Source organism: Propioniciclava sp. (assembly GCF_029977985.1).
GTDB lineage: Bacteria > Actinomycetota > Actinomycetes > Propionibacteriales > Propionibacteriaceae > Propioniciclava.
In genome coordinates, this window is the sequence record NZ_JARKOT010000184.1 from 1 (window position 1) to 8,161 (window position 8,161).

5 protein-coding genes are annotated in these 8,161 nt (G+C 70.3%); 1 reads left to right on the forward strand and 4 read right to left on the reverse strand.

Translation table 11 applies throughout. The annotated features are described in order from the left end of the window. Positions 1 to 271 precede the first annotated feature (271 nt). A complete protein-coding gene (locus Q1K57_RS11000; RefSeq protein WP_300082380.1) occupies positions 272 to 532 on the reverse strand; it encodes an excisionase family DNA-binding protein in 261 nt (86 codons plus the stop codon). Between the two features lie 98 nt (positions 533 to 630). Next, positions 631 to 1,212 carry a hypothetical protein gene (locus tag Q1K57_RS11005; RefSeq protein WP_300082383.1) on the reverse strand — a complete coding sequence of 194 codons (582 nt, stop codon included), beginning with the start codon at positions 1,210 to 1,212 and terminating at the stop codon, positions 631 to 633. A gap of 393 nt (positions 1,213 to 1,605) precedes the next feature. Here Q1K57_RS11005 and nirB point away from each other — a divergent pair, with 393 nt between their 5' ends. Next, positions 1,606 to 4,704 carry a nitrite reductase large subunit NirB gene (gene nirB / locus Q1K57_RS11010; RefSeq protein WP_300082386.1) on the forward strand — a complete coding sequence of 1,033 codons (3,099 nt, stop codon included), beginning with the start codon at positions 1,606 to 1,608 and terminating at the stop codon, positions 4,702 to 4,704. 335 nt (positions 4,705 to 5,039) lie between these two features. Here the strand turns inward: nirB and Q1K57_RS11015 are convergent, their stop codons facing one another. Both Q1K57_RS11015 and Q1K57_RS11020 read right to left on the reverse strand, forming a co-directional pair. Then, a complete protein-coding gene (locus Q1K57_RS11015) occupies positions 5,040 to 6,467 on the reverse strand; it encodes a type II toxin-antitoxin system PemK/MazF family toxin (RefSeq protein WP_300082389.1) in 1,428 nt (475 codons plus the stop codon). Between the two features lie 443 nt (positions 6,468 to 6,910). Beyond that, entirely contained in the window at positions 6,911 to 7,642 is a 732-nt protein-coding gene (locus tag Q1K57_RS11020) for a hypothetical protein (RefSeq protein WP_300082392.1), read from the reverse strand. Positions 7,643 to 8,161: the final 519 nt, after the last annotated feature.

The following is an 8,161-nucleotide window of genomic DNA, read 5'->3' on the forward strand; positions in this document are numbered from 1 at the left end:
CGCACGACGACGACTCATCCACCTACCCCGGCACTGGCCCTGGTCAGCGGCCTGGGCCAACCTCTGGCACGTCGCGACCAGCCCACCAGCGCCAGCAACGACCTGACCACCCGCCCCCGACGGGCACGACCGGAGAACCCCCGTGGACAAGCCAGCACAGGCTGGCGGCTCCCGGCCGCCCGTGAACCGAAAACCGCGATCAAGCCATCGCAGAAATGCTCAAACGACACCACCTGAACCGACTCGGTGGATCAGGGTTGAGATTGCGGCGCTATTGCCGGGTCGAGGACCGGACCGGCACGCCGACGCGTTGGATCTCTGCGGTTGGGATCCTGATCAGCCGCGGCCCGACCCTGGTTGCCTGGACCACGCCGTCGGCGATCCAGTTGCGGACGGTGCGGATGGAGACGCTCAGGGCGGCTGCGAACTCGGCGGGGGTGAGGTAATCCTGCCCGGCCGGTTCGCGGTTCTCGTCCTGACGGCTGTGGTCGGCGACGGCGTGGCGGGCGTGCGTCGTGCGTCGTGCGGTCATGGTCGTCCTCTCGTGCGTGCGGTGGCCATTGGTCTCAGGGCCCCTCGTCATGAGCGAGTCATCCGGTGCGCACACCGTCCGGGGGGTCGGGTTGGTACTCATCGGCTCAGGCCGGGAAGTTGGGGAACGGCACCCAGAGGCGGCAGGCCGGGTCCGCGCGGCGCGAAGAGCCCGAGGCCGCCAAGGGTGAGCGGTGGCAGGGGTGACGGCTGGTCGGGGTGGAACTCGTGCCAGGTCTCGGTGGCGGAGCGTTCGGCGTGACTGGTGGCGAGGATCCGTTCGAGGGCCTCCCGGCCGGCGGCCGCCGCCGCCGCCGACGCCGTCGTCGTGGCTGAGGCGCTGGCGACGCCGCCGGCCTGGGGGTGGCAGTCGTCGTGGTCGTCGGGGAGGGCGACGTAGGTGTGGTTCGTGTGCCGGCCGCGGGTCATGGCGACGTAGAGGTCTTCGCGGCCCATGCCGGGCGTGGCGATCGTGTGGGACTCCTCCACGGTGATGCCCTGGGACCTGGCGGTGGTGGTGGCGTAGCCGAGCTCGACGTGTTCCGCGGTGTACGCGGCGGGCAGGCGAACGACGGCGGACGCCGCGCCGCCGTCGGCGGGGGTCTGACGGCCGGCGGGGACTGCGAGGAGGGTGCCGTCGCGTTCGACGGCGACGACGTCCCAGAGGGCGCCGTTGCGCACGTACCGACCGTCGCCGGTTGTGAGGTGGCGGTTGTTGCGCCGGGTCACAACCCGGTCCCACCCCGGGGCGGGCGCCCCACCGGCTGCGACCGAGCGAGCGAGTCGAGGTTCGCCCGGCTCGAACCCGGACTAGGAACCCCGCCCCGAGTTCCACAGGTGATGGCTGGTCGAGTGGTGTTTGGGCTGGTCAGGACGTCGCGGGTGCGCGATTCGGGGCAAGTGCCCGCTGATCCCGGCGCAGACCCTGCATCCAGAGCATCCCGAACCAACACGATCAACCGGGACACGCCGCAAGCAGACGGATGATTCACTGGCGGATGATTCATTTCAGCAGGACCGTCGGCTCAACGAGCCGGCTCTTATCCACCCCGCCGAAGGGTTCGTGATCGCCCGATGACCTCCCTCGACACGACCGCCCCCGTCGACGCCTCCCCGCTGATCAGCTCCGCGACGCCGGCGCCCAATCTGAACGACGCCCGCATCGTTGTGGTCGGCGGCGGCATGACCGGCCACCGCTTCGCTGACCGGCTGCGCACCCAGGACCCTGACGGCTCCTGGCACCTCACCGTCATCGGTGAGGAGGCAGAGCAGCCCTACGACCGGGTGCACCTCTCCGACTTGTTCACGAGCCGCGACGCGAGCCTGCTCACCCTCGACTCCTCCGTGTGGGACGACCCGCGGATCACGCTCGTGACGGGCGACAAGGTGGAGGCGATCGATCGCGACGCCCAGATCGTGACGACAGCGTCCGGGACGACTTTCTCTTATGACCGCCTCGTGCTCGCGACCGGCTCGTGGGCGTGGGCGCCGCACGCGGAGGGCAGGGACCTGCCCGGCTCGTTCAGCTACCGCACCGTCGAGGACGTCGAGCGCATGTGCGAGTGGGTCGCGACGCGTGGCAAGGCCCTCGGGCGTCCGCTGCGGGGCGTGGTCGTCGGCGGCGGGGTGCTGGGGCTGGAGGCTGCCGCGGCCCTGAGGAACATGGACGTCGACACGACCGTCGTCGAGTTCGCCGACCGCCTCATGAGCGTCCAGCTCGACCAGGGCGGCGGGGAGATGCTGCGCCTGCCCATCGAGGATCTCGGGATCCATGTGCGCACGAACGTCGGGGTCACGCGCTTCACGCCGGCGGGTGACGGGGCGATGGGCACCGCGTACCTCTCCGACGAGACCGAGCTGCCCGTCGACGTCGTCGTCTTCTCCACCGGCATCCGCCCGCGCGACCGCCTGGCTCGCGATGCCGGGCTCGCGATCGGCGAGCGCGGCGGCGTGGTCGTCGGCGACACCTGCAAGACCTCCGACCCGATGATCTGGGCCATCGGCGAGTGCGCCTCCTTCAACGGCGTGTGCGCGGGCCTCATCGCCCCCGGAAACGACATGGCCGACGTCGTCGTCGACCGCTTCCTGGGCGGCAAGCGCACCCATCATCGCGCCGACGACGGCACGAAGCTCAAGGGCGTTGGCGTCGAGGCCGCCGCTTTCGGCGACGTCAACGCCATCAGCCCCAACGCGCTCGAGGTATCGACCGTCGACCCCGTGAACCGCAAGTACCGCAAGCTGGTGATGTCCGACGACGGCAAGCTTCTGCTGGGCGGGGTGTTCGTCGGCGACATCGAGCTGTACTCCCAGCTGCGTCCGCTGATCGGCCGCGAGCTCGGCGCCGACCCGTCCGCCGTGATCGCCCCCGAGGGCGTCGGGATGACCGACACCGCGCTCCCCGACGACGCGATCGTCTGCTCGTGCAACAACGTCGACGCGGGCACGATCCGCCACGCCGTAGTCGAGCAGAGCTGTCACACGATCGGCGCGATCAAGGCGTGCACCACGGCCGGGACGGTGTGCGGCTCGTGCGTGCCCACGCTCACCAAGATCCTCAACCAGGAGCTCGTGAAGACCGGCATCACCGTCTCCCGCGCTCTGTGCGAGCACTTCGACATGCCCCGCGCCGACCTGTTCGCGCTCGTCGAGCTGAGTGGCCAGCGGACCTTCAGCGAGATCGTCACGGCCTTCGGCACCGGCCGCGGCTGCAACGTGTGCCGACCCGTCGTGGCCTCGATCCTTGCGACGCTCGGGGCCATCACCGGCCGGCAGCACAGCCCCGTGGGGCGCCAGCTCGGCGCGTTGCAGGACACCAACGACCACGTCATGGCGAACATTCAGAAGGACGGCACGTACTCGGTGATCCCCGCGATGCCGGCGGGCGAGGTGACGCCCGAGAAGCTGCTGGTCTTCGCCCAGGTGGCCAAGGACTACGGCCTGTACGTCAAGGTCAACGGCGCCCAGCGGATCGGCATGTTTGGGGCCCGCCTCGAGCAGCTCCCCGAGATCTGGAAGCGCCTCGTCGACGCCGGGTTCGAGTCCGGCCACGCGTACGGCAAGTCGCTGCGCATGGTGAAGTCGTGCCTGGGAACCAACTGGTGCCGCTACGGCGTACAGGACTCGACCACCATGGCCGTCGCCCTCGAGAAGCGCTATCGCGGCCTGCGGTCCCCACACAAGCTGAAGCTCGGCGTCTCGGGCTGTGCGCGCGAGTGCGCCGAGGCGCAGGCCAAGGATGTCGGTGTCATCGCGACCAACCGTGGCTGGAACCTGTATGTCGGCGGCAACGGCGGCGCGCAGCCCGCGCACGGCAAGCTGCTCGTCGAGGACCTCGACGACGAGACGCTCGTGCGATGCATCGATCGCTTCCTCATGCTCTACGTCCGCGAGGCCGACAAGGTGCAACGCACCGCCCGGTGGGTCGAGGAGCGTCCGGGTGGCATCGAGGAGCTGCACCGCGTGATCGTCGACGACACCCTCGGGATCGGCGCGGAGCTCGAGGCGGCCATGCAGCGCCACGCCGACACCTACGTCGACGAGTGGGCCGAGGCGGTCCACGATCCGGAGCGCGCCGCCAAGTTCGTCTCCTTCGTCAACGCGCCCGAGGCGGCCGACCCCGACCTGCGGTTCGTGCCCGAGCGCGGCCAGATCCGCCCCGCCACCGCGGCCGACACCGTCTCGTACCCGTCGCCCCTGGAGGCCCGTGCCCACGCCTTTGCCAGCGCCACAGAGTCCCTGGACGAGGGATCTCATCCGATGAACCCGACCGCCGCCAGCGTCGACATGGTTCCCATCTGCCCCGTCTCGGCCCTCGAAGTCGAGCGCGGCGCCGCGGCGCTGCTCCCGGACGGCACGCAGATCGGCGTCTTCCTGCTAGATGACGGGAGCGTGCACGCCGTCCAGCAGCACGACCCGTACTCGGGCGCCAACATCCTGTCCCGGGGCCTGGTGGGCTCCCACCTGATCCCCGGCGAGGACGGGGCCGAGGGCGTGATCGTCCCGACGCTGTCCTCGCCCATGTACAAGCAGGTGTGGAACCTCGACTCGGGCGACGTGATCGATGCCGGGGGCGGCCAGGCTCTGCCCATCGACGTGTTCGACGTCGAGGTCCGCGACGGCCAGGTGCACGTGGCCGTCACCGCGCGCCGGCGCCCCGCCTCCGGCGACGCCTGATGGCGCGGTCGGACTGAGGGCCGCGGTGTCAGCCCCGCGCCGAGCTCAGTCGTGACGTCACCCCAGGCGTGGAAGCCACGACATCACGCGGCGAGGGCACTTTCGGATCTGGCTGGGCGCACCCCAGCCATCCGACTTGGGCACGTGACGGCAGGTGTGCCGCTCCCACCTGCGGCCATGAGAGCGCAGCGGTGGTTGCGTGCCAGGCGAGGCGGGGAGCCCCACCGGCTGCGACCGAGCGAGCGAGTCGAGGTTCGCCCGGCTCGAACCCCGACGAGGAACCCCGCCTCTATAGAGGCGAGGTTGGCGGAGTTCCATACCTCGACTGGTCGGGGTTAGTCGGGGTTGGTCGGGGTTCGGGCCTCGGTGGCGCGGAGCTGGTAGGCGGATCCGCCTCCGCGGCCGGGTCGTCTGGTCTCGATCAGGGTGCCGTCGGCGACGAGGGCGCGGCGAGCGTCGTCGACGACGGCGCTCCCGTGGTCGACGTTGGCCCTGATCGTCTGCCCGGAGCAGCCGGGATTGGCCTGGACGAACGCCTGGACAGCGACGCGTGCAGCCGCGGTTGCGCGCGCCCGCTGGGCTGCTCGGCGAGAGCCGGCTCCGGAGCGCCTCAGCGTGCGGGTGGCGGGGTAGAAGTCGAGTCGGTCCTCCTCGACGTCGACGTCGCGCCCGAGCGCGCGCAGGTAGCGGCCGTCGGCGTCGTCGTCCTTGCCGCGGGTCAGCGTGAGGATGGTGTCGGCCCAGTCCTCCAGACTCGAGGAGCCCCGGGTTCGTTCGCCGTCCCAGCCGGCGTGCGCGGTGAGCACGAGCTCGCGGGCACCCACGTCGCCTCGCGCGAACGTGTCGAGGGCGACGAGCCAGGAGCCGACCTCGGTGGAGTCGTTCTGGGAGGCGCCGTGGAAGGCGCGGCCGAAGGGGTCGACGATCAGCACCTCGATTCCGCGTTCGCGCAGCCAGGTGGCCAGGAGCTGGCGGTCCTCGTCGTGCGCGAGAGGGTTGCGTCGACCGCGCAGGTTGACCAGGTGGAAGCGCTCTGGTGGCACGGCGTGGTCGTCGGCCCAGTGCGCGAGCGTGTGCCCGGAGACCTCGAAGTTGAGCATGGCGACGTCGCCGGCCACGGGGACGACGTCGAACGCGCCGAGGAACGCCTCGCCGGTCAGCAGGGCACGGGCAAGGTTGAGGGTCAGTGTCGTCTTGCCGGCCTTGCGCTGCGCCACGCCGACGTCCGAGCCGCGCTCCCAGGACCGTCCGACCAGACCATCCGACTTGCCCTGAAGACCCTCAAGGACGCCGGGCAGGTCGAGGCGGACTCCGTCGGGCGGGGCGCGACCTGGACCAAGCGGACCTGAGTCCACGACGCCTGAACCCACGGGGACGGGTGCTCGTCCGGGCGCCGCGACTGACGCCAGACCGGGCGCGGCCCACAGGCTGAGCACCTTTCGAAGGCCGCGGTCGATCTCCTCGACCAATTTGGGCGGCAGTCGGCCTGCGCGCTCGATCGGCTCCCGCTTCTCCACGGTCAGAACTGCTGTCACGTTCGCCACGGAGTCGCGCGGCAGCCCGGATGAGCCGGCGGGCAGGAACACGTTGCCAGGCATGGCTGCCAGGGCAGTGTTGGACGTGATGACCAGCACGATCGCCGTGGCGAGCCGGCTCTCGTTGTAACGGTCGGACTGAACCACGACGACCGGACGCCTCTTGGCGGGCCGGCTGCCGACGGCCGGGCCGAGATCGACCCAGCACACCTCGCCCCGCTGGATCACCAGTCGTCACCCTCGAGCAGTCGCGCCCGGCTTACCTCGGCGGCCGCGAGGTTCGACTCCTGAGCGGACGGGTCGCGCGCCAGGACCTCGTTGACGAGCTCCGTGACCCGTGCGTCATCGAGCTCGTCCAGGTAGCACTCTGCGGCGGGAGAACAGCTCGGACCTGCTCACTCCCAGTTCGCGTGCCATGCGCACGACCCGCTCGCACGTCCCGTTCGGGACCGAGATCGCAGTCTTCATCTCCCGAGTACGACTCGGTAATACCAAGGCTCGCCAGTAGTCACTTCCGCAGCCGGCCTCAGACGGGGGCCAACGGCGTCGTCAACTCACCCGGCAGGCGGCCGATTGCTCCGTCCTACTGGTGAGCTACCCGGCCAGCCGGTGGCCCTTCGACCTAAGGGCGTCTTGTCTGCCGGTCGATCCAGCCGCGGTGCCCTCAAACGTCATCCTCCAGTTGTGGTGTGCCACCTGATGGCGTCGATGACGCCCTGCGCTAGCCGGCGGATCGCGGCCTGCGCGCTCTGGTCGTCAACGGTGTAGGCATCGAGGACGCCTGCCACCACGTCGGCGATCTGTTGCCAGGTCGTCCAAGCCAGGACTCCCGGCACGCCGACGATGAGCTGCTCGCGACGCGCGGTGCCACCGACGACACCGTCGGGAAGCTGCCGGAGCTCCCATTCCAGGGCGTCTACGACCGCATACCTGCCAAACCGCCTCTTCACCTTCACTGGCGGCTCCTCGCCCAGGATCAGCAGCAGGAGCGGGGTGCGACCTTGGGCCTCCTGCAGCACCGCCGTGTACTCACGGGAGAGCTGCTCCGGATTGAAGGACGAACGACCAGGACCCTTCGCCTCGATCAGCACGTAGGTGCTCGGCCCGACCAGGAGGGCGTCAGGCTGGACACCGACCCCACCCGGCAGGCTGATCTGACCCGGCAGGAACGCCAACCTCAGGCGCTCCGCCTCCGCGGCGACGTGGTCCCGTGCGGCACTCGCGCCGGTGGCTTGCTCGAGAACCGGCCGAAGACAGGTGGCGCGGGGCAGGAAGTCCAGCGCCTGGAGAACCTGAGCTGAGAGGACGTTCTCCAGCCCTCGACCCCCTCCCCGGTACTGGCGAACTCGCTTGCCCTCCCAGGAGATCTCCTCCACCAGCCCACCGATCACAGAGCCGTCCACGAGCACCCTTCCTCCCTGAACGCAGGCCCCGAGTACCCCTGATCCGGGCACGGCCGAGCAGGCGGTACCTCCCCACAAGGTCTACGACAGGCGCGTCGGCCCCGTCAGCGATTTCGACCACCCCGGCAGAGTCCGAGTCTGAACGAGTCGGCCTGCGGCCGTCCCGCCGGGCGATACCGAGCAGGATGGCGCAGCGTGCCGCCCCGTCGACCCCAGCCCGTCTCGGGGTGTAGAACCAGGCAACGGGCCCGCGACCGACGGGACCCCAAGAGCCACACCCCCGACCGAGAGGCGCGACGGTCATGACCACGGACATCAAGCTCGACCAGGGCGGCGGGACGTGGATCCTGGCCAACGCCGCCGTGTTGAAGACCGGCCGCCGATTTGATGGTCGACTCCCACGCCCGGCGCGGTGGCGCCGGCGACCCATTCCGCGGGGCCCTCGTCCACGGAGTGAGTGACGCCCTCGTCCTGAACGACACCGGCGTCAGCCGGCCGCCCGGGAAGGAGCCCCGGATG

What these genes read in the sequence shown, in the direction of transcription:
- nirB (WP_300082386.1), top strand. Translation starts at nt 1,606, where the DNA reads ATGACCTCCCTCGACACGACCGCCCCCGTCGACGCCTCCCCGCTGATC.
- Q1K57_RS11000 (WP_300082380.1), bottom strand. Translation starts at nt 532, where the DNA reads ATGACCGCACGACGCACGACGCACGCCCGCCACGCCGTCGCCGACCAC.